At 49.9% G+C, this 21,838-nt stretch carries 18 protein-coding genes; 6 read left to right on the top strand and 12 right to left on the bottom strand.

Annotated features, from left to right (window positions below; translation table 11 throughout):
- Window positions 1–130: 130 nt before the first annotated feature.
- Together J2Y43_RS21440 and J2Y43_RS21435 are read left to right on the top strand one after the other, a co-directional pair.
- Window positions 131–580: a response regulator gene (locus tag J2Y43_RS21440; protein ID WP_106597212.1), complete on the top strand. Its 450-nt coding sequence runs from the start codon at window positions 131–133 to the stop codon at window positions 578–580.
- A 51-nt stretch (window positions 581–631) separates the two neighbouring features.
- Window positions 632–3,031, top strand: a complete 2,400-nt coding sequence (locus J2Y43_RS21435; protein WP_309987685.1) for a PAS domain S-box protein — start codon at window positions 632–634, stop codon at window positions 3,029–3,031.
- On the opposite strand, the gene J2Y43_RS21430 is transcribed toward J2Y43_RS21435, so the two are convergent.
- Genes J2Y43_RS21430 through J2Y43_RS21420 form a run of 3 tightly spaced genes read right to left on the bottom strand, consistent with a single transcriptional unit; the run spans window position 3,010 to window position 6,355 of the window.
- Window positions 3,010–3,894, bottom strand: a complete 885-nt coding sequence (locus tag J2Y43_RS21430) for a DMT family transporter (RefSeq protein WP_309987687.1) — start codon at window positions 3,892–3,894, stop codon at window positions 3,010–3,012. The two genes, J2Y43_RS21435 and J2Y43_RS21430, sit on opposite strands and share 22 nt — an antisense overlap.
- 9 nt (window positions 3,895–3,903) lie before the next feature.
- A complete protein-coding gene (locus tag J2Y43_RS21425; protein ID WP_309987689.1) occupies window positions 3,904–4,113 on the bottom strand; it encodes a YwbE family protein in 210 nt (69 codons plus the stop codon).
- Between the two features lies 1 nt (window position 4,114).
- Window positions 4,115–6,355 carry an FUSC family membrane protein gene (locus J2Y43_RS21420; protein ID WP_309987690.1) on the bottom strand — a complete coding sequence of 747 codons (2,241 nt, stop codon included), beginning with the start codon at window positions 6,353–6,355 and terminating at the stop codon, window positions 4,115–4,117.
- Window positions 6,356–6,600: 245 nt separating this feature from the next.
- Here J2Y43_RS21420 and J2Y43_RS21415 point away from each other — a divergent pair, with 245 nt between their 5' ends.
- On the top strand, window positions 6,601–7,194 hold the full coding sequence (locus J2Y43_RS21415; RefSeq protein ID WP_223404039.1) for an HPP family protein: 594 nt from the start codon (window positions 6,601–6,603) through the stop codon (window positions 7,192–7,194).
- A 53-nt stretch (window positions 7,195–7,247) separates the two neighbouring features.
- Here J2Y43_RS21415 and J2Y43_RS21410 read toward each other — a convergent pair whose 3' ends face one another.
- Entirely contained in the window at window positions 7,248–7,772 is a 525-nt protein-coding gene (locus J2Y43_RS21410; protein WP_106597205.1) for a ferritin, read from the bottom strand.
- A 144-nt stretch (window positions 7,773–7,916) separates the two neighbouring features.
- Here J2Y43_RS21410 and J2Y43_RS21405 point away from each other — a divergent pair, with 144 nt between their 5' ends.
- Window positions 7,917–8,174, top strand: coding sequence for a hypothetical protein (locus J2Y43_RS21405; protein ID WP_309987691.1), 258 nt, complete (start codon window positions 7,917–7,919; stop codon window positions 8,172–8,174).
- A gap of 316 nt (window positions 8,175–8,490) precedes the next feature.
- Here the strand turns inward: J2Y43_RS21405 and J2Y43_RS21400 are convergent, their stop codons facing one another.
- Window positions 8,491–10,161: a glutamine--tRNA ligase/YqeY domain fusion protein gene (locus J2Y43_RS21400; protein ID WP_309987693.1), complete on the bottom strand. Its 1,671-nt coding sequence runs from the start codon at window positions 10,159–10,161 to the stop codon at window positions 8,491–8,493.
- 104 nt (window positions 10,162–10,265) lie between these two features.
- On the opposite strand from J2Y43_RS21400, the gene truA reads away from it, so the two are divergent.
- Window positions 10,266–11,012, top strand: coding sequence for a tRNA pseudouridine(38-40) synthase TruA (gene truA, locus J2Y43_RS21395; protein ID WP_309987694.1), 747 nt, complete (start codon window positions 10,266–10,268; stop codon window positions 11,010–11,012).
- Here the strand turns inward: truA and J2Y43_RS21390 are convergent.
- From J2Y43_RS21390 to J2Y43_RS21375, 4 genes are all read right to left on the bottom strand, one after another.
- On the bottom strand, window positions 11,005–12,600 hold the full coding sequence (locus J2Y43_RS21390) for an aldehyde dehydrogenase (NADP(+)) (protein ID WP_309987696.1): 1,596 nt from the start codon (window positions 12,598–12,600) through the stop codon (window positions 11,005–11,007). The genes truA and J2Y43_RS21390 overlap by 8 nt on opposite strands.
- Window positions 12,601–12,699: 99 nt before the next feature.
- Complete coding sequence (locus J2Y43_RS21385) at window positions 12,700–13,662, bottom strand: MoxR family ATPase (protein ID WP_223403292.1); 963 nt, start codon at window positions 13,660–13,662, stop codon at window positions 12,700–12,702.
- 56 nt (window positions 13,663–13,718) lie between these two features.
- Window positions 13,719–15,092, bottom strand: coding sequence for a peptidylprolyl isomerase (locus tag J2Y43_RS21380; RefSeq protein WP_309987699.1), 1,374 nt, complete (start codon window positions 15,090–15,092; stop codon window positions 13,719–13,721).
- Window positions 15,093–15,186: 94 nt separating this feature from the next.
- A complete protein-coding gene (locus tag J2Y43_RS21375) occupies window positions 15,187–17,478 on the bottom strand; it encodes a peptidylprolyl isomerase (RefSeq protein WP_309987701.1) in 2,292 nt (763 codons plus the stop codon).
- 345 nt (window positions 17,479–17,823) lie between these two features.
- On the opposite strand from J2Y43_RS21375, the gene J2Y43_RS21370 reads away from it, so the two are divergent.
- Window positions 17,824–18,306: a hypothetical protein gene (locus J2Y43_RS21370; RefSeq protein ID WP_309987703.1), complete on the top strand. Its 483-nt coding sequence runs from the start codon at window positions 17,824–17,826 to the stop codon at window positions 18,304–18,306.
- 15 nt (window positions 18,307–18,321) lie between these two features.
- On the opposite strand, the gene J2Y43_RS21365 is transcribed toward J2Y43_RS21370, so the two are convergent.
- The 3 genes from J2Y43_RS21365 to J2Y43_RS21355 all read right to left on the bottom strand — a co-directional run bounded on the left by J2Y43_RS21365 (window position 18,322) and on the right by J2Y43_RS21355 (window position 21,803).
- On the bottom strand, window positions 18,322–18,711 hold the full coding sequence (locus tag J2Y43_RS21365; protein ID WP_309987704.1) for a VOC family protein: 390 nt from the start codon (window positions 18,709–18,711) through the stop codon (window positions 18,322–18,324).
- Between the two features lie 42 nt (window positions 18,712–18,753).
- Window positions 18,754–19,959: an acyltransferase family protein gene (locus J2Y43_RS21360; protein ID WP_409014474.1), complete on the bottom strand. Its 1,206-nt coding sequence runs from the start codon at window positions 19,957–19,959 to the stop codon at window positions 18,754–18,756.
- A 125-nt stretch (window positions 19,960–20,084) separates the two neighbouring features.
- Window positions 20,085–21,803, bottom strand: coding sequence for a GMC family oxidoreductase (locus tag J2Y43_RS21355; protein WP_309987706.1), 1,719 nt, complete (start codon window positions 21,801–21,803; stop codon window positions 20,085–20,087).
- Between the last annotated feature and the right edge of the window lie 35 nt (window positions 21,804–21,838).

The following is a 21,838-nucleotide window of genomic DNA, read 5'->3' as shown; positions in this document are numbered from 1 at the left end:
TAAATTTATTATACGGTTTTTATTCCCTACCTTGTATATCCTTACAACGGAATTGATTGCCACCGTACCTCGTTTAGGTTGAATGTATGAGCAACGTTTATGTTATTTCATGAATACTTAAATTCAGGTTATGAGCACAAAACCAAATAAATCTATTTTCCTGGCCGACGACGATGAGGATGATTGCCTGCTGTTTGAGGACGCGCTCAGGGAAGTGAGCACTTCGACCGAGCTGTTGACAGCTAGCGACGGAGTGGAGCTGATTGACCTGATGGAGAAAACGGTACCGCCTCCGCCGGACGTTATTTTCCTGGATTTGAATATGCCCCGGAAAAATGGTTTCGAATGCCTGGATCTGATCCGGCAGACCAAAGCCTGGGAGCACATACCGGTAGTGATTTTCTCGACCACCGGCCAGGAGGAAATGGTACGGAAGGTGCACGAAAAAGGCGCCAATTTCTTCATTCGTAAACCGGGATCGTTTCCCAAGCTGAAACAGGCTATCAAACAAATCCTGGATATCGACTGGACCAAGCACAGCTGGACACCGGCACCGGAAAACTTCTATTATCAATATTGACTTCTCACGACTTGTCCACTTATTTTGGAAGTATATTCTCAGTGAAAGCAGGTGGACAAGTCGAAACAACTCAATCAGCATATTTCTGAAAATGGCGAAGGTCACCCTGAGCAGGTGAATCTTGCGTCGTTTGCGGGTGAAAGCAAGTTCTGGAACACCGTGAAGCAGGCTCCCGTGGGAATGATTATCCTGCGAGGGGAAGATTTTGTGGTGGAAATGGCCAATGACGCCTATTTGAGCATTGTCGACCGTACGGAAGAGGAACTCGTTGGAAAATCCCTTTTTACCGGACTGCCGGAAGTACGCGATTACGTGGAGCCGATCCTGTTCCGGGTTTTACGAACGGGTATCGCTTATCACGGCAACGAGTTCGAAGTGACGATCCGTCGTTTCGGGCAGCCCGAGCTCTGCTATTTCAACTTTGTATACCAGCCGCTTTTTGAAGAGGACCCGGAGCAAGTATCCGGCATTATGGTTGTAGCCACAGAGGTTACCCAGCAGGTTTTGTCCAAGCATGCCTTGCAGCGCAGCGAAAATCAGTTCCGGAATCTGGTTACACAATCACAGTTTGCAAAAGCTATTCTCAAAGGCCCCGAACTGGTGATCAGCATTGCCAATGAAAGTATGCTCAATATCTGGCGGCGCAGGCTCGATGAGGTCGAGGGAAAAAGGCTCGTCGATGTCTTCCCTGAATTGAAAGGCCAGAAATTCCTGGCACTTCTAGACGAAGTATATCATAGTGGTCAAATCTACCGGGAAAATGAGGCAATCGCTTATGTCGATGGACCCGGCGGCCTGAAAAAGCATTACCTCGATTTTCAGTACGCGCCCATATCTGAAATTGATGGCAGCGTGTCCGGTATTATGGCCTCGGTGAACGACGTGACGGACAAGGTAACGCTGCGCCAGCAATTTGCTGAAACTGCCGACCGGCTTTCGCTCGCTACCGACGGAACACGCCTCGGGACCTGGGATCTGAACATCCAGACGAAAGAAATCATCTATTCGGGAAGAATGGCGGTGATTCTGGGATATGATGAGGATGCTGTCCTTACCCACAGTGAGATGAGGGACATGATTCATCCCGAAGACAGGCATACCATTGTGGAGAAGGCTTTTAGCACGGCGCTCGAAACAGGCGTTTATTACTACGAGGCGCGCGTTATCCATCGCGATCAGTCGGTGCATTGGGTGCGAACGCAGGGGAAGGTGTTTTTTGGTGAAGGACATGTGCCGCTACGGATGCTCGGTACTATGATGGACATTACCGACCGTAAGGAGTCGGAACTTGCGCTGAAAACCAGTGAGGGGAAGTTCCGGACGCTTGCGGATTCCATGCCGCAGTTTGTATGGACGGCCGATTCACAGGGATATATTACGTACTTTAACAGGTCGCTGCTTGACTACTCCGGTTTTGCGGCGGAAGAAATAGAAAGGGATGGCTGGCTGCCTCTTGTTCATTCCGACGACCTGGCCGAAAGCGTAAGGCTGTGGGTCGAATCGATCGCGAAAGGTACCGAATACCTGTTTGAGCACCGGCTTAAACGTGCCGACGGAGAGTACCGGTGGTATCAATGCCGCGCCATCCCGCAGCGCCGCGCCGACGGCACGATCGAAATGTGGGTGGGGACGAGCCTGGATATTCATGATAGCCGCCTGTTTATCGACCAGCTCGAAACAAAAGTACAGGAGCGGACTCAGCAACTGCTGGTGGCGAACAACGAGCTCGTGCGCACGAATATGGAACTCGCGCAGTTCGCGTACGTGGCGAGCCACGATTTGCAGGAGCCGCTCCGGAAAATCCAGACATTTGCCACCCGTATTCTCGAAACCGAGCGGGACAATCTTTCCGAGCGCGGCAAGGATTATTTCAAGCGGATGCAGGCTTCGTCCACGCGTATGCAGCAGCTGATCGTCGACTTACTGGCTTTTTCCAGGGCCAACGTTGGAGAAAAGCATCTCGAAAACACCGACCTGAATCTGGTATTGCAAAATGTGAAGGAACAGCTGGGCGAGGTCATTCAGGCTGGAAATGCGGTTATCAAAAGTGACGTTCTGCCGGTAAGGGAAGTGGTTACCTACCAGTTTGAGCAGTTGTTTATGAACCTGATCACGAATGCGATCAAATTTATCGGCCCCGACAGGACGCCGGTAATAGAAATCCGCTCGGGAGAGGTGCCCGGCGCTGCTATTCCGTTGGCCGAAGCCGACGCCACCCGCTTGTATCAGTACATTTCATTTGCCGATAACGGCATCGGGTTTGATCCCCAGTACAAAGACCGTATTTTTCAGGTATTTCAAAGATTGCACAACCGCTCGGCTTATGAAGGTACCGGCATTGGCCTGGCGATTTGCAAAAAGATCGTCGAAAACCATAAAGGGCTGATCGACGCCGTCGGGAAACCGGGCGTTGGGTCGACGTTCATTATCTATTTGCCCGTCGGGGCCTGACCCTGAGCCGGTTTTTTACGGCCGGTGTAGGTAATGGCAATGCCGATGAGGATAATGACACCGCCGCCGATCATTTGTGGAGTAATTTTTTCTCCAATAAAAACCCACGCAAAAATTCCTGTAACAATTGCCTGGCTCAAAAGGCTGAGTGAAACGCTTTTGGCATCCATTTGCTTCATCGCTGCATTGATCGTCAGCCAGCCGATAAGCTGGCAAACCAACCCTTGCACCACAAAAACGCCCCAGATCAACGGTTCGAAATGCCAGATGGGCTGATCGAAAATGAGGCATATGATAAAAAGGTAAATGCTCGATACCGCCATACTCACCGTCATAAAGCTGACAATATCGATTTTGTTCAAAACCGTTTTACTGATCAGCATATAAGATGCGTAAAGCACGCCCGAAAGCATCGCCAGGGCAAATCCCAGGTCGAATTTCATGGTCATGAATGTCTCGACGCCAATTAGAATGACCATTCCAATAAGCGCTATCAACGTGCCAAGCCAGAAGCGGGGAGCGGGTTTGTCGGGCAGGAACAGGAACGTGCCCACACCCACCCATACAGGCGAGAGGTTGGTCAATAAAGTGGCCTGTGTGGCATTGGAATAATGAATGGAAAGATTCCAGACTGCAATGTCACTCGCAAATATGATTCCGCATAGAACGATCGGGAACCAGAGCGCAGCGCTGGGTAATGTAAATTTCCCGCGAAACAACACGTAAGGCAGCAGCAACAGCAGCCCGAGAAACATTCTGTAAAATGCAGAAGTAACGCCAGATACCGGGGCCCATTTAACGAGTACCGGGAAAATACTGATGCTGATGATCCCGATAATCAGGTTAATGCGGGGATTTGACATAAATCGGGGCTAATCTTCGGCTTCAATAACTTTTACTCTTCCTATTTCGCCCGATTCAAGGCGCACCTTGATGCCGTGGGTGTGTACGGGTGCTTTTGTGAGAATGTCTTTCACAATGCCCTCTGTCAGTTTACCGCTTCGTTGGTCTTTTTTGAGCACGATGGAGACGGCGAGGCCAGGGGCGATATTTTTTCTTTCGGTTCCAGATAATGTCGACATGCTAGGCGGCTTTCGCGGTTTTAATTTTTTGCAGGATCTTGATTTCGTCGATCGAAATGGTGCTGATGAGTTCAAACAGGCCATTGATCGTTTTTAAGTCGGACAACATTTTCCGCACGGGAGACTGATCGGCTTTTTCGATGCCAAGCTCTTTGATTTGCTTTTTACGGTCGGCGAGTAGTGCGAGCAGGCGCTGATTTTGTGGTAACGATTCGCGCACAATTTCCAGGCTGTTACCGGTTTTTCCGTCGATAATGTCCATCGCAGCCTGTAACTGGCGGTCGATCTGCCGGGTCATCATTTCAAATTCAACCGAAAATTCCAGGTATTCCAACGTCTGCGCGTAAGTCGAAAGCGAGGCGATGTAGGAGGTAAGCATATGGCTCGTCGCGACGAACTGGTGGTACTCTTCCATGTTCAGTTGCTGGCGTTTGGGCTCGGAAAGCATTTTTTGAAAATTATCCGAAAGGTTGGCCATGGCGATGATCGCATTCTTTCTTAATAATTTCAATTCATTGATATCCAGTTGCTTCCCGGTGAATTTGGCCGCCACAATATCAAAATATTTCCGGTTCGCATCCAGCGCCTCTTTCATATATTGCTTGATCTGCGAATGCTCCCAAACCGGCAGGACATAAGAGGAAATAACGTAGGCAATCAGCGAGCCGATCACGGTATCCACCACGCGGTCCTGCAACACATTGGTCACATGCTGCGGATTAAGGAAGTGAAACGACAGGATTACATACAACGTAATGCTCGTGGACGCGACGAAGTAGTTGATTTTCAAAAAACTGTATGCCAGTATCATCGCAACCATCATCAATATGAACAGCGGTGTGCTTTCCTGGATCAGATAGAGCAGCAGAAACCCTATCACTACGCCCAGGATGGTCCCGCCGATCCGGTGGATATTACGCTGCTTGGTAATACTGAAAGCCGGTTTCAGGATCACGGCGATCGTCAGCAAGATCCAGTAACCGTGTCCCACATCGAAAAAGAGCGAGGCAATGTACCCTGCCAGCAACCCGAGCGTTACCCGTACCGCGTGCCGGAAATGGCTCGATTTGAGTGAAAGGTTATCCAGCAGAATGCGCGGGTGGTAATCCTGCTTTGGTGTGAAATCTTCCGCTTCGACGGTCAATTTATAATCGTTGCTCACGTCCGCTTCATACTTTGTGGCGCGGTGCAATTTTTTCACGCGCTCGGTGACGTCCTGCAAGCTGTTGAGGATCTGCCGGAGCATGATGAAATCCTCCATATTATCATGGTTCATCTTATGCTCGCGCATGCGCTCGAATGCGCGCTGGCATTTGTTGAATGCCTCGTCTAGGTCGTGACGAGGGTGGGAGGCGTATCCGCTCTGTACCGCCAGCCCGATCTGCTGTATTTCAGCCGCAAGCCAGGTAATGTAGGTGCCAAATAGTCGCAGCACTTTTGTATGGTCGAATGCGCGGTGAAGGTTGGCGTAGTTTTGTTGTGAATTGAGTATCCTTTCAAAAAGATCGATGCTATCGAGGAACATCAGCATCAGTATCCGGCTCTTTGTCGTCGATTCCGTTACGATTTCCCGCGTTTTGAACAGGATTTCGCGCAGGTTTTCGTGGTTTTCGCGGAGGATCACCTGTTGGTGCACCATCCTGTTGAAGAGCTCGTCGTAATCCGGATTGGCGAAATAGTAATCCGCTTTGATAGACAGCAGTTTGCCCAGTTCTACAAAATTTTCTCCCAAAAGCTGTTGAATGAGCTTGTAGGGAAGCAGTTTTTGTAAAACCATAAACAATATAAAGTACCAGATCCCGCCGGCCGAGAATATCGCCGCAGTGCGAAACACCATATCGCCGCTGAGGTGGTCATCAATATTAAATACAAAAACGAGCAGCGAAATGAGCCCGATGCTGTTCACGCGGTTGCCATACACGCCCACGAGCGAGAAGAACATCCCGAATACGATGATTTCAAGAAATATAATGAAGTGGAAATGCCGCAGGTAGCCGGTAACGCAAGCCACAATGAAGCAGGTTACAATGGCGACGAGCAGGGCATTGCGTCTTCTGTGATAAGGCCCGGGATTGTCGGTGCCGCCGATCAGCAGCGTACCGAGCGGAAAGGCGATCCACTCGCTTAATATGCCATAATGATGAAAAATAAGGCTAGGGATGATCGTCCCGAGGGTTAGGCGTACACCGGTCGACAGGTAATGGCTGGAAATAAACTTTTTGAACTCGTCGAGGTAATTCATGGAATCAAATCACGGTGTGTTATTGCAATACTACTATTTTAAATTTCGCAACCCAACAAAAGGCGTACCAAAATTTAATGGTAGCCCGAAGGCGCTTATCGGTCCGGCCCGGGCCGTTTTTTGTATATTTGGAAGGGATTAGGAGAAAGGAACCGGAGAAAATTTGGAATCTTCCCGTAATTTACGAACCATCGCCATCCCGTTATAGTTCTATTTCCAACGCTACTTCAACCAAAAGTTTCCCTATTTTGAGAAAAAGGATCAAACGTAACGCAAGACTAGTCCGTTACGTCGTCTACAAAGAGACACTGATTGACTTTAAAGACCATTTCTGGACTTTCCTCGGCTCATTCCTCGGCATCGGCCTCATTGGCCTGCTCAACGACAAGCAATTCACCGATTCCGATTCGCTGTTCCTGATCGGCTCCTTCGGGGCATCTTCGGTGCTCATTTACGGCATCGTGAACAGCCCGCTCGCGCAGCCGCGCAACCTCATAGGCGGGCACGTGTTATGCGCGCTCGTGGGTGTGACGGTGCATAAAATCATCCCGGATCAGATCTGGCTGTCGTCGGCATTCGCGGTTTCGGTATCCATTGTATTGATGCAGGTAACCAAAACGTTGCATCCTCCCGGAGGTGCTACGGCGCTGATCGCCAATATCGGCTCGGAGAAGGTCAAGGCGCTTGGCTATATGTACGTACTGAGCCCGGTGCTTAGCGGGGTGCTTATATTACTTTTTGTAGCTGTGATGGTGAACCGTTTCGCCGCTCACCGCAAGTATCCGGCTAACAGAAACTGGTACAAAGTGTGGGAAAGGAAGTATTTCACAAGGGTTTAAAACAAAAATAGCTGCTCTTTCGGGCAGCTATTTTTGCAGATAAGAAACTTATATTATTCTTCGGAACCGATTTTGCCGATCGCCTTGTCGATCACATACAGACCTGTTCCGTCTTCACCAATTACATCGAAAAGCTCGATCGCGCGGCGTGCATTGTCTTCTTCTTCGATCTGCTCGCTCACGAACCATTGCAGGAAGTTCTCAGTCGCGTAATCTTCTTCTTTGCGTGCGGCTGTAACAATGCGGTTGATCGACTGCGTTACGGCGATTTCGCTTTGAAGTGCTGTTTCGAATACGCTTTTGAAAGTGGGATATTCCTGTTTTACACCTGAAATCTCAGGAGAGATCGCTGTGCCGCCTACTGTCATCAGGTAGTTAAAGATTTTCAGCATGTGGGTGCGTTCTTCGTCGGATTGGTGCATGAAATACTTGGCGCTGTGTTTGAAACCGTTGCGGTCGCACCACGAAGCCATGGCAAGATATTTAGCAGAAGCTTCTGCTTCCATCTTCACCTGGTTGTTCAAAAGTATCTCTATTTCCTCTTTGAGGGAAGTACGTGCTCTAAGTAAGTCTTTCATGATTTTGCCTGTTTATTCGTGTATTAACAAGTGCAAATATCATGCGAAAGTTCATGATTCCAAATCGTTTTAGAAATTTGGAAACGGTCTAATATAGTCTGAATGAGTAATTTAGACTAATTCTTGTTCAGAAAAGAGCACTTCATGAAGCATGGAATTGAGCTCGATAGCGAAGTGTGTGCCGTTTACCAGTTCACGCAGCTGGATCACTTCGCAAAGGGTCATTTTGTGGCCCATGTTAAGGCGGGGCACCTCAACGAACTCATAGTCAGATTCGTCCGACAGGTCGAAAAGTTTGCTGTGGATATCGATGCTGTTGATAAACCGGCGGAAATTCAAAAAATCCAGGATCTTAAAAGGAGCTTTGATATCGCCAAAGTGAAGGATAATACGGGAAGTTAAATCACACTGTACGCTGTAACCTTTAGCGGTACTGAACAATTCATTCTGGGTATTCACTGACAGCAAGGATTTGAATTGTGGAAATTGTCGCACAAAGATAAATTCAAACTTCTTGCTAAGCAAGTTTATTTGTAAACAATCTAATTAATGATTTTAAATTAATCAATCAATCAATCAATCAATCAATCAATCAATCACCGTCGACTTAAGTCGACGGCAGGGAGATTAATTCTGGAGATGAGTTTGAAAAGATTGAAATGCAGAATCTTAATCCTTAGCCGTCGACTTAAGTCGACGGGAAGAGATTAAATCAATTTCAATTTGCGGCTTTCGCCCAGTTATCGCGCAATGTCGATGTCCGGTTGAAAACCAGCTTGTCGGCGGTGCTGTCCGGGTCTTTGGCAAAGTATCCTTTTCTCAAAAACTGGAACGATTCGCCTTCTTTCGCTTCCAGCAATGCCGGTTCAGCATAGCCGGTGATCACGTGCAAGGAGTCCGGGTTCAGGTAATCTTTGAAATCACCTTCTTCGGACGACGGATCTTCGACCGAGAACAGGCGGTCGTACAGCCGCACTTCAATTTCAGCCGCATGCGCAGCGGAAACCCAATGCAAAGTTCCTTTTACGTTAATACCGGTTGTATCTTGCCCGCTTTTGCTGTTTTCAATGTAAGTACAGCGCACCTCGGTAATGTCGCCGTTTTCATCTTTTACAAAATCATCGCACTGGATAATGTAAGCGCCTTTCAAGCGCACCATCTTACCTGGCGCGAGACGGAAGTATTTTTTCGATGGCACTTCCATGAAATCTTCTTTTTCGATGAAAATTTCACGAGAGAACGGAATTTCGCGGTTGCCCGTCGAAATGTCCTCCGGGTTGTTTTCGCTGTGGCACATTTCGGTAACGCCTTCCGGGAAGTTGGTAATCACCACTTTCAGCGGATCGAGTACCACCATCCGGCGCAATGCCTGCTTGTTCAAATCCTCGCGAACGCAGAATTCAAGCAGGCCTACATCCACCATATTCTCCCGTTTCGCAACGCCGATGCGGTCGCAGAAATCACGGATGGAGAATGCGGTGTAGCCTCTCCGGCGCATCCCGCTGATGGTTGGCATACGCGGATCGTCCCAGCCACTTACGTGGCCTTCCTGTACCAATTGGAGCAATTTGCGCTTGCTGGTAACGGTATAATTGAGGTTACGGCGGGCGAATTCGTATTGGTGCGAGGTATATATGCCGAGTTTCTCGATCAGCCAGTCGTATAGCTCGCGGTGTGGTGCAAATTCCAGTGTACAGATCGAATGCGTAACCGTTTCGATGGCATCGCTTTGCCCGTGCGCGAAGTCGTACATCGGGTAAATGCACCATTTGTTGCCCGTGCGGTGGTGGTGCGCATGCTTAATGCGGTACAAAATGGGATCGCGCATCAGCATATTGATGTGCGCCATGTCAATTTTGGCACGTAGCGTGCGGCTTCCGTCAGGGAAATCGCCGTTTTTCATTTGTTCGAAAAGTGCAAGGTTTTCCTCCACACTGCGGTTGCGGTAGGGGCTGTCCTTGCCGGGCTCGGTAGGCGTTCCTTTCAGCGTCGCAATTTCTTCCGACGTTGAGTCATCCACATAGGCCAGGCCCTCGTTGATCAGCTTGATCGCATAGCCGTAAAGGGTATCGAAATAATCGGAAGCATAGTTCTCGTTCTCCCATTCAAAACCCAGCCAGCGGATATCATTCTTGATGTTTTCAACGTATTCGGTGTCTTCGGTCACCGGATTGGTATCGTCAAATCTCAGATTGGTATAACCCGGAAATTTCTTGGTCAGCCCGAAATTCAGGCAAATGCTTGTAGCATGCCCAATGTGCAGGTAGCCATTGGGTTCGGGGGGAAAGCGTGTAATAATCTGGGTATATTTTCCTGATTGCAGGTCAGCGTCAATAATCTCCTCGATAAAATTCAGGCTTTTCTCTTCTTTTTTGTCTTCCGTAATCATACTAAAATGAAATTTTCCAATTTTCAAAGTTAACCTTCTTCCTGCAAATTCCGCAACCAGCCTGTCGAAATCGTAAATCCGGAGGTTTGGCTTAATTTTGCAAAATGCGCTATTTCCTAGAATTCAGCTATCGCGGCACGGCCTATAACGGCTGGCAGAAACAGAACAATGCATTGGGCATCCAGCAGGTGCTCGAAGAAGCCCTCACCAAAGTCCTGCGAATGCCTGTCGAGCTTACCGGCAGCAGTCGCACCGACGCCGGTGTTCATGCAGAACAGCAATTTGCCCATTTTGATTTACCCGAGCCGGTTTCCGACGCCGATTTGCTGGTTTACAAACTGAATGCATTGGTTCCGAAAGATATTGCTGTCCAGCGCATTATACCTGTCGGCGATGAGGTGCATTCCAGGTTTGCGGCAACGCACCGGAAGTACGAATACCGCATTACTTATCAGAAAAACCCCTTTCTCACGGATTTGGTGACGCAAATGCGCCGGAACCTGGACGTTGCGCGCATGAACGAAGCAGCTGCGTTGCTGTTGGTCCATAATGATTTCGAAAGTTTTAGCAAGATCCACACGAACGTGAATAACTTTCGTTGTACCGTCACCGAATCGCGCTGGGTGGAATCGGGCGAAATGCTCGTATTTCACGTAAAAGCGAACCGCTTCCTGCGCGGAATGGTGCGTGCGCTGGTAGGCACAATGCTCGAAGTAGGGCGCAAAAAGATCACCGTGGCCGATTTTGAGCAGATAATCCTTTCGCGGAACAGAAAAAATGCCGGAGCGCAGGCCCCGGCAGAAGGTTTGTTTCTGGTGGAAGTAGGTTATCCGGACTCGCTGTTTAAATAGTAGCTTCTTTGGTCAGGACGTTATCTACAAGCCTGAAAATGCCTAGCGGGTTGCTGTTTTTCAATTCCTCAGGTAAAAGTGCGTCCGGCCAGTTCTGAAACGATTGCGGCCGTACAAACCGTAAGATCGAATGCCTTCCTACCGATGTGAACTTAGAATCGGCCGTTGCCGGGAACGGGCCGCCGTGGTGAATGGATGGGCAAACCTCCACGCCGGTAGGCACGCCGTTCATGATAAACCGGCCGGATATTTTGGCCAGTTGCCGTACGATTTTCGGGTAATGTGCTACCTCAGCTTCTTCGGCGATTAATGTGGCTGTCAGCTGGCCTTTCAAATGCGCGACTGCATTGTAAAGTTCGTCGGTGTCCTCACAAACAATCAGCAGTGAGAATGGCCCGAAAACTTCTTCGTGCAATTTCGGATTGGCAATGAAATTTTGACCAGAAACCAACGCAATGGAAGCCTCTGCCTGGTTTTGCCCTTCCGAATGGATGTCCGAAATAGCCAATGCCGAAACGTCCGGCTGTTTCAATGCCTCTCCGCGCAGCTTGTAATAGGTTTTGCAAATGCCAGCCGTCAGCATCGTGGCCGAAGGGGTACGCAGGATTTCAGTTTTATAGGCATCCTGGAATGTTTCCAGTCCTTCTGTTTTGGTAACAAACACCAATCCCGGATTCGTACAAAACTGCCCCGCGCCGAGACTTACCGACCCGGCCAGCGTTTTTCCGAGTTGCGCTGCATTGTTTTTCAAATATTGAGGTAAAACCACGATTGGATTTACGCTGCCCATTTCCGCAAACACCGGAATCGGCTCTTCGCGCTCCTGTGCCAGCCGGAAAAGCGCCATACCGCCGCGGTAAGAGCCGGTAAACCCGACAGCCTTGCTGGCAGGATGCTTCACCAGTGCCGTCCCGACATCAAAACCGTCATCATAAAGCATTGAAAACGTTCCCTCGGGCATACCTGTGCGCTCGGCGGCGCGCACGATCGCCTGTGCCGTGAGGTCGCTCACGCCCGGGTGTGCGGGATGGGCTTTGACGATCACGGGATTCCCTGCCGCCAATGCAGGGCCGGAGTCTACGCCGGCCACCGAATAGGCAAACGGGAAATTGCTCGAACCGAACACGATTACCGGTCCGATCGGCACGAGCATTTTACGAATATCGGGTTTCGGAACTGGTGCGCGGTCGGGTAGGGCGGTGTCGATGGAAGCCTCCACCCAGGAGCCTTCGCGCAGAAGTTCCGCGAATTGGGTGAGCTGGTTGATCGTGCGGGCTCGCTCGCCTTGCAACCGGGCAACGGGTAACCCTGTTTCGAGGCTTGCGCGTGCAAGCAGCTCGTCGCCCAATGCGAGGATTTCTTCGGTAATGGCGATCAGAAATGCCGCGCGCCCGGCCGCAGGGACTTGGGAGTAGCTGTCGAATGCCTTTTCAGCGAGCTGCATCGTTTTATTTACTTCCTCAATGGTCGCGCATTGAAAAGTCTCGGGAAGGTAACTGTCACTCGCTGGCGCGTAAGCTTTGAAGTGCTTTTCGCCCTCGGACGATAGCGCATACCCTATGAAGTTTTTGCCTTGGATGGTCGTCATTGTGATGATGTGGAATTGGTTTGGGCTAAAAAACAAAAGTTTGTGCCATCCGCGAATGACACAAACTAATAATGTTGAAATAGTAAATTCTTACTGGTTTTAAAGCAGTCTTCCGATAATGTCGTCGACAGAAATGCCTTCCGCTTCGGCCTTGAAATTGCGGATAATGCGGTGGCGCAATACCGGCAATGCAACCGCTTGCACATCCTCGATATCCGGCGAATATTTGCCGGAAAGCAATGCATTACATTTCGCCGCCAGGATCAGCGATTGCGACGCCCGTGGACCAGCTCCCCATTCGAGGTAATCGTTGGTGTCCTTAATGGCCAGACTGCCTTTCGGACGGGTTTTGTGTACCAGTTTCACCGCATATTCGATCACATGGTCGGTCACGGGTACTCGGCGCACGAGGTGCTGGAAATCGGTGATTTCCTCCGCACTGATCACTTTTTTAACCTGGTAACGGTTATCGCTGGTCGTGTTCTTGACGATATTCACCTCCTCGGCATAAGAAGGATAGTCGAGCTGGATCATGAACATGAAACGGTCGAGCTGTGCTTCGGGCAGGGGATAGGTACCTTCCTGTTCGATCGGGTTTTGCGTAGCGAGCACGAAGAATGGCCTGTCGAGCGGGTGTTTGGCGCCGGCGATGGTTACCGAATATTCCTGCATCGCTTCCAGCAATGCCGATTGCGTTTTAGGCGGCGTCCGGTTGATCTCATCGGCGAGGATGATATTCGCGAAAATCGGTCCTTTGATGAATTTGAAATTCCGGTTCTGGTCGAGTGTTTCCGAGCCGAGAATATCGGAAGGCATCAAATCGGGCGTAAACTGGATCCGGTTGAAGTTCAGGTCGAGCGAAGAAGCGATGGTTTGGATGAGAAGCGTTTTTGCAAGCCCCGGAACGCCTACCAGCAAACAATGCCCCTGGCAAAAAATGGCGGTAAGCAGTCTTTTAACAACTTCATCCTGTCCGATAATCACATTCCCGATTTCACTCCGGATTTTATCATAAGCTACTTTCATAGCTTCGGCAGCTTCTACGTCCGATGAATACTTCACGTTATGTTTGGTTAGATTTTCACTCGTTAAAAGCAATGATTACCGTCGTTTTACCGCTATAAATCGTCGGCGTTGGCGGCCAGCCCAAGTACTTTGCAATTTCTGTATTCGGGTTCGATGCTGATGTAAACGTCGCCCTGGGCTTTTTTGAACCACTCTTCCAGCGCGTTGTTACGCTTGTTGCTCAGTACGATCTGCGCCATTTTTTCATAGTCGTCGTGCAGGTTAGCGGTATGCGGTTCCGATTTGCTTTTATACCAAAGGATACGCATTGCGCTGCTGCCGTCTTCCAGGCGGTACGAAACTGGCATGCTCAGATCGCCCACTTTCATGGTATCGATCGCGAAATACAATGCGGGGTCCATGGAAGCGTCGAGTGTAAGTTTGGATTGTCCTGTGCTTCTGTCCTGGATCAATCCGCCCGATTCTGCCGTTTCCTTATCGTCGGAGTTGTCCAAAGCCGCTTTTGCGAATTTCAATGTATCGCTTTTGATGAGCGTGCGGAGGCTGTCGAGCGCGCGGGTCGCCGAGGTCATATCTGTTCCCTTGTTGTAGTCGGGGCGTAGTAGGATGTGTCTTGCGTGGTACTCGGCACCTCTTGTTTCGAGGAGTTTGATTAAGTGAAAACCAAACTGAGATTCCACAATTCCTGACATTTCCCCAGGTTTGAGTGCCAATGCAGCGCCTTCAAATTCGGGGACCATCGCACCGCGTTTGGCAAAACCGAGGTCGCCGCCAACTTTGGCCGACCCCAAATCCTCCGAATAAACCTGCGCCAGCATGGCAAAGTCTTCGCCTTTTTCAGCCCGTGCTTTCAGGTCTAGCAACTGCTGCCTTAGTTTCTCTTTCTGCTCGCGCGTAACGGTACCTTTCTTCACGATATGGCCCACTTCCACTTCCGAAGGAATGTAAGGCAAGCTGTCTTTGGGAATAGAGTTGAAGAACTTGCGCACTTCCGCCGGCGTGATTTTCACGTTACCGGAAATCGTACGCTGCATTTTTTCAACGATTTTCTGTTCCTTCACCTGTTGGCGAAGCTCGCCTTTGAGGTTTTCGACGCTTTTGCCATAGGCTTCCACGATGTTCTTTTCCGAACCGAAGCGCTGGATCATGTAATTCATTTTCGCATTCAGCTCACCGTCGACATCCTTGTCCTCCACCGTCACGGAGTCGATTTCCGCTTTGGCAAGGAGCATTTTGTTGATAATCAGGGATTCGAGCAACTGGCACTTTTCGGGAGCCTGGCGTCCTTCGGCTTTGTACTGGTTGTACATATCTTCCAGCTCCGAATTCAGGATGTAATGATTATCGACCCTGGCGATGATCTTGTCAAGGCTCACTCCCTGCTGACCTTGTCCGTAGCTTATCACGCTGATCAGCAGCATGATAGCGGCTATCAAATGAGCCCCGATCCATTTATTTACTTTCATATTTTCCTTGTATGCTGATTTGGATTATTGCGGGTTTTATTGAATTAAACTCCTAAAAATGAAACAGATTCGATTTATGAATGCTAAAATACGGCTATCGCTTAATTTTTTCTAATTCCTGTGCATTGACTTTAACGGGGAACTTCTCCTGCAACCTCGCCAGCCATTGCTTTTCCAGCTCTTTCTGGTAGTCGTTGATTACCGTTCCGCGCGCTTCCGCGAATGTCTTGGGACGCGGCGGATCAATCTTCGCCACATTTGCCCAAAGGAAGCTACCACCGCTGGTTGCCGTCTGCTCGCCAGCCTGCCATTTGAAACCAGCGAATAGCGGATCGGCTTTCGGGAAATAGCCTTCCCGGATCGTTACCGAGCCTGGGGCATCCGCATTGTAAACCTTTTCCACATCACTTTTCGACTGGCTGTAAAACTGGAACGCCACCCTGCGGTTACGCTCCTGCTCGGCCGTTTGCCGGAAAGAACCATAGTCTTTTTCTATGATACGCAGAATAGGGATGTTTCGTGCATTTAAATATTTAACAACATTGCGGGCACGGGTCGAAGAAATGATTTCAGGCTCGTCGGCAGAGCGGTATCCGGCGATTTCAACCACGTAATCCGCATTTTTTTCCATGATAATATAAAGGTCATTCAGCGCTTCCAGCTGCTGATTGCCTATTTCGGCGGAATTGACGGGGAACAGCAGCTCCTTCGATTTTCTTTCCAGCTTGTAGGGGCTGGTAGCTAAAGTTTTTTTCACGCTGTTCAAAGTTTGCGTGTCTTTGGCAGTTACGATGGTTGCGAATGCACGTTCAGGATAGTTGTAGCGGGCCTTGTTCTTCTCATAAAAACTACGCTGCCCGGTAGAGTCCGAAAGCGAGCGTTGCCAAACCTGCTCCTCCATGATTTGTGAAAGCAGTACGCCCTCGCGGATTTCGTTCATCAGGCTGCGAAACTCCGGATTGCTTTCTTCCAAATGCTCTTTTTCGTAATCCACGAGCGATTCGGTGAGGTAGTCGTTGTAGTAGCGGCGGAAAACGACAGCGGGCGACGCGTCTTTCGGGCGGGGCTGTTGCTTGCGTTTTACGTAGTTCAGGAACGATAACGCGTCATAAGGCCGCTGTTCGATCCGGAAAAGGGTCACAGTAGACCAATCGGCTGAAACGGCACGCTGGTAATCCCATTTGCCGGTCCGCAATGTGCTATCGGCCAATACCGCAACCTGCTGCCATTGATCTGCCGCTTCCTGCACGGCATATTTCTCGCGCAGGCGCTTTGCATTAGCCTGCTCGATTACCTTACCGCGGGAATCGGTCACGACTTTTTTACGGAGCGACGGCGCCATGTTGGCCAGTGTTTCAATCGGGCGTTTCTCGACGAGGCGGATGATGTGCCAGCCGTACATCGTCAGCACAGGTTTCGAGTAGGATTGCACACGGGTCAATGCAAATGCGGTCTCCTCAATTTCCGGTACCATCTGGCCGGTGCCGAACAGGGGTAGCAGCCCGCCGTTTTTTCTGGATTCACGGTCGTCGGAATACTTATCTACTACCATATTCCATTCCGTACCATTTTGCAATTGTGTATATGCTTCATCGATGCGCGCTTTGGCCGATTCTTTCTGGGCGGCGGTGCCTGTCGTATCCACCTTTACCATGATATGCGCCACGCGCACCATGCCTCGGTTGGCCCGGCGGTCGTTCACTTTAATGAGGTGGTACCCGGCCTTCGTCCGAACGGGTTGCGATATTTTACCCACAGACAATGTGTAAGCTGCGGTTTCGATCGGGTAAAGCGTCTGGAATGCAGTGAAATAGCCCAGGTCGCCCTTAGTACTCTTTGCGGCAGGATCTTTGGAGAAGCGGGCTGCCATATCGGCGAAATCCGAGCCTTCTTCGAGGCGTCCGCGGAGGGCAATCGCCGCACGGTAGGCTTCGAGGGTATCTGCGGGTGAGGCGTCCTCGGATACACCAACCAGGATATGCGACGCCCGTACTTCCTGTTTCAAGCGGTTATATGCCTCGTTGGTCAGCTTTTCGACAAGTTCCTTATCTACAAGATGGTTTTTTGCCAGCTGGTCACGGTAGGAGGCTATTTCTTCTCGGTAGTCGAGCGTAGTATCCTTTCCGTCCGATTTTGCTTGCAGTACTTTAATTTTCAGATCGGTATAGAGCGGAAGGTATTCCTCCGGAGTCAATGCTTTGGTCGAATCGGCTGCGTACTTGTTTTTATTGTAAGAATCCTGGTAATCATCGAGGGAGAATTGCTCTTTTCCGATTTCGAGGAGCGGCTGTGATTCGGCTACCGTTTGCTTTGGCGGGGCAGTAGTCTTACATGCGCTTACAAGTGAAATCGTAATGAGACCAATATGAAATTTAATTTTAGACATATTCAGAATTTGTATTAGGCTTTCGCTGCTCAATAAAAACCGCGATAGCGCTCAAATATTGTAAAGCCAGCAAAGTTAGCGGCTTTCTGGTCAGGACAAAAAAATGCGGTTGGGTATGTGGTTTGCGTAATCCACATTTCCCCATCCCACGGGCCACAGTTATGGCAAAATTTGCCCACAAAACAGCGTTCATTTTGTGTCCGATATTTTGAAAAAAGGTTATTAAAAAGTTTTTATGACTTAAAAAGGAATTACTATTTAAATACCCATAGAGCCGGATATTAGGGCGGATTCAGGTACAGTTTTTTAAGAACTTATTCTACAACGCTTTAACTTTTGGAGCATATGGAGGAGAGCAAAGGCAAAGAGTTCATTCAGATGATCAGGGCATTATGGAATGAGCAGAAGAAGAGGGAAGTTTTGTATCTGGAAGCATTAAAGATGGACGGTATGGGGCCGTTCAGGCGGGTGCTAAGCCAGGGACATCTCAGCGCCGTTTTGTTCCAGAAAGAAATCCGCGCTGTGTACGATTACTTCAAATGTTTTCTCAACGATAAGGAACTGGCCGACCAAAACCAGATCACTTCTCATACTTCGCTGCAATTGCTTGGGAGTGCAAAAGGGAGGGAGGAAGTGGCTTCCTGCCTTAAAAAAATTGAAGCGGCTACTATTCAGCTCTACAAATCGCTCCGGTATTATCTTGACCGCGAACCTGAGGCGCAACGCCTGATGGACGAGCACCTCACCCGCACTTCGGAGTTTTACGATATGCTCTGTAAACTTGAATCAGGCAACCAACGCAGCTATGGCCTCACGGCAGCTGCCTGATCCTGTTCTCATTCATTAGATTTCATACAATTCGATCGGCAGATCGTCGGGATCTGAGAAGAAGGTGAATTTCTTTCCTGTGAACTCGTCAATGCGAACAGGTTCCGGGAAAATCCCTTTTGTATTCAAATCGGCGATGGCTTCTTCCACGTTTTCCACCTGGAAAGCAATGTGCCTGAGGCCGCAAGCCTCCGGGCGCGATACGCGTGCAGGCGGCGTGGGGAATGAAAACAGCTCGATAATGTACTGACCATTCAGCGAAAGATCGAGTTTATACGAGTCTCTCGCCTCTCGGAAAACCTCCCGGTCGATGGTAAATCCAAGAACCTCGGTGTAAAACTGTTTCGACTTCGGATAGTCGGAGCATATGATTGCGATATGGTGTACTGCTTGAAGTTTCAGCATGGGAAAAATAGTTGAGAATAACCCCAAAGATAGGGGCGCAACTCAGATCTTGATGAAAATCTTCTTTTTGTACATCCACCGGAGGATTAGCCATTCGGTAAACAGGATCAACGCGCCGCTCACGAGCGAGGCATACCCTTCCCCGAAGACCGTATCATAATGCTGTCCCAAATGGATTTTAAACGATCCGCGGACGAAACTGCCGAAGCCGTCGGCAATTACGTAAGCTGCAATGGAATTGGTGCCGATCACAATCAGTGGGTAGAACCAGGATTTCAGATCTTTTACATCCACCGCAAAATAGAATGCGGATAGGAGCAGAAATGCACAGCCGCCGCTGAACAACGTCCAGGCGGGGGTCCAGATGCGCTTCACGATAGGGTTAAGACCGGTGAAATGGAATGCCAATGCGAGTACCAACAGCACCGCCGCGGTTATGAGGAAGCGTTTCAGTAACAAGGTTGACGACGTCGCCGATTTCAGCCATTTGCCGGCGATCAAACCCAATATCATGGTTCCTAATGTGGGAATGAAGCTCAAAGTGCTGTAACCGCCGCCATTGAACTCGAACGGTTTTTCGCGGGGGAAGAGGTTCAGGAACCAGCGGTCGAATGCCCAGGCCGCATTGGTATTTTTGTTCCAATGGGCAGCGAAGCCTTTCAGGTTATGCTCCCAGTCGGCCGTAGTACCGGTTTGCGACCAGTCGAAATCGGGGCCCGGAAGTGGGTATAATGCAAAGAAGGCTGCATAACCTACTAGAATCACAGGTAATGCGCCCCATACAAGCGTGTACCGCTGAGTCTTTTCCGAAGCAAATCCCAGGGCAAAAAGGATCGGGTATCCCATACCTATTTGCGTCAGTGTATCTTCAAATGTAAAGTTAGTCTGCTCCGAATGCATCGAACGCAGGAAGATTCCCAGCAATATCAGGATCAGCGACCGCCGGAGCGTGTGCAACCACATCACCGTCACCGATTGGTTTTTGCTTGCACGGCTGGCCATCGAATAAGGGAGTGCCACCCCGACGAGGAATGAGAACGAAGGCTGGATCAGATCGTGCAGCGAGCATCCTACCCAGGGAACGTGGCTTTGGTGGAAATCCAGAAATGCCCAGAAAGCACTCTCCGGAAATGCCTCGGCCACTCTGCCGAGCCGCAGCACTTCGGCCATCATGAGGAACATTACAAATCCACGGTAGGCGTCGACAGACGAAACACGTTGAGGCGGCAGCGTAGTAGTTTCTTTCAAAACAAGGTGGTTTAGGGAACGGTTACAGGCAATACTGATAAATAGCCGGAAAGGGTTACACCGAAAAAGAAAAAACCTCGCAGGATTTACCTGCGAGGTTTTAGCGTGTTACGGATCGGGATCCGTTAGACGTTCATTTTTTTGAGCTCTTTCACGGCATGGTCGGCTGCACGTGCGGTCATCGCCATGTAAGTGAGCGACGGGTTCACGCAGGATGCCGAGGTCATGAACGATCCGTCGGTAACATATACGTTCTCAGCGCCCCAAACCTGGTTGTGCTTGTTCAGAACAGACGTTTTAGGATCGTTGCCCATACGTGCCGTACCCATTTCGTGGATACCGATACCCGGGTGTTTCGATTCGTCATTGTAAGGTGTCACGTTTTTCAGACCGGCCGCTTCGAGCATTTCAGCTGCGTCGTTCATCATATCCTGACGCATTTTCTTCTCGTTTTCGCCATAAGCCGCATCGAAAACGACTACCGGGAGACCCCATTTGTCTTTTTCAGTAGGGTGCAACGTGAAGCGGTTTTTCTCGTCAGGGATCATTTCACCGAAACCACCGATGTTCATCGTCCATCCGCCTGGTTGCGAGATTTCCTTTTTGAAATCAGCACCGAAACCGTCGGTTCCTACGCCGCGGCCCCAGCTTTCGCGGCTCGCACCACCCTGGTAGCCGAACCCGCGCACATAGTCGCGTTTGTCGTTGCCCCAGTTGCGGTAACGTGGAATGTAGATACCGTTCGCACGGCGTCCGAAATAGTATTTATCTTCGAAACCTTCCACATCACCTCTTGCACCCACGGCCAGGTGATGGTCCATAATGTTACGGCCCAGCTGGTCGCTGTCGTTACCCAACCCGTTCGGGAAGCGTTTCGATTTGGAGTTCATCATGATCGATGAAGAAGCGATCGCCGATGCATTCAGGAAGATGATTTTGGCAAAATATTCCTTGGTTTCAAGGGTATTCTGGTTGATCACGCGCACGCCGGTCGCCTTGTTCAGCTTATCATCGAAAATAACTTCTGACACGATCGAATCCGGGAGCAATGTAAGGTTACCGGTTTTCTGCGCTGCCGGCAATGTAGCCGCCTGCGTGCTGAAATAGCCGCCATAGGGGCATCCGCGCATACACATGTTACGGAACTGGCACGCTGCGCGTCCAAGCTCGGTATGGAACGCCTGCGGCTGCGTAAGGTGCGCCGCGCGGCCCATGATGATGTGGCGGCCGGCGAATTTCTTCTCTACTTCACCTTTGACGTGCTTTTCAACGCAGTTCATTTGCATTGGAGGCAGGTAATGCCCGTCGGGAAGCACGTCGAGGCCGTCTTTGGCACCACTGATACCCGCGAATTTCTCTACGTAGTCGTACCAGGGAGCGATGTCGGCATAGCGGATCGGCCAGTCTACACCGATACCTTCTTTACCGTTTGCTTCAAAGTCGACAGGGTTCAGGCGGTAGCTCTGGCGGCCCCACAACAGGGAACGGCCACCTACGTGGTATGCACGGATCCAGTCGAACTTACGGGTTTCGAGGTAAGGATTTTCTTTATCGTTTTCGAAGAGATAGCGGTGCTCTTCGTTGGCGGTATAGCCTGTGCGGATACCTGCCCAGTATTCTTCTTTCGCCACGGTCGTAACCCTGCCGCGGTGTTCCAGCTCCCACGGTGCGAGGGTAGCTGTTTTATAATCTACAATATGCTTGATGTCCCGGCCCCTTTCGAGCATCAGTACTTTCAAACCCTTTTCGGTCAACTCCTTGGCGGCCCATCCGCCGCTTATACCCGAACCCACCACAATCGCGTCGTAAGTGGCTTGTTTTGTTGCTTTTATGTTCAGATTCATGATGAATATGCTTCAAAAAATTTTAGAATATGGCC

It is taken from the genome of Dyadobacter sp. BE31 (assembly GCF_031457695.1).
GTDB lineage: Bacteria > Bacteroidota > Bacteroidia > Cytophagales > Spirosomataceae > Dyadobacter.
This window is presented reverse-complemented; position numbering and strand designations above follow the sequence as displayed.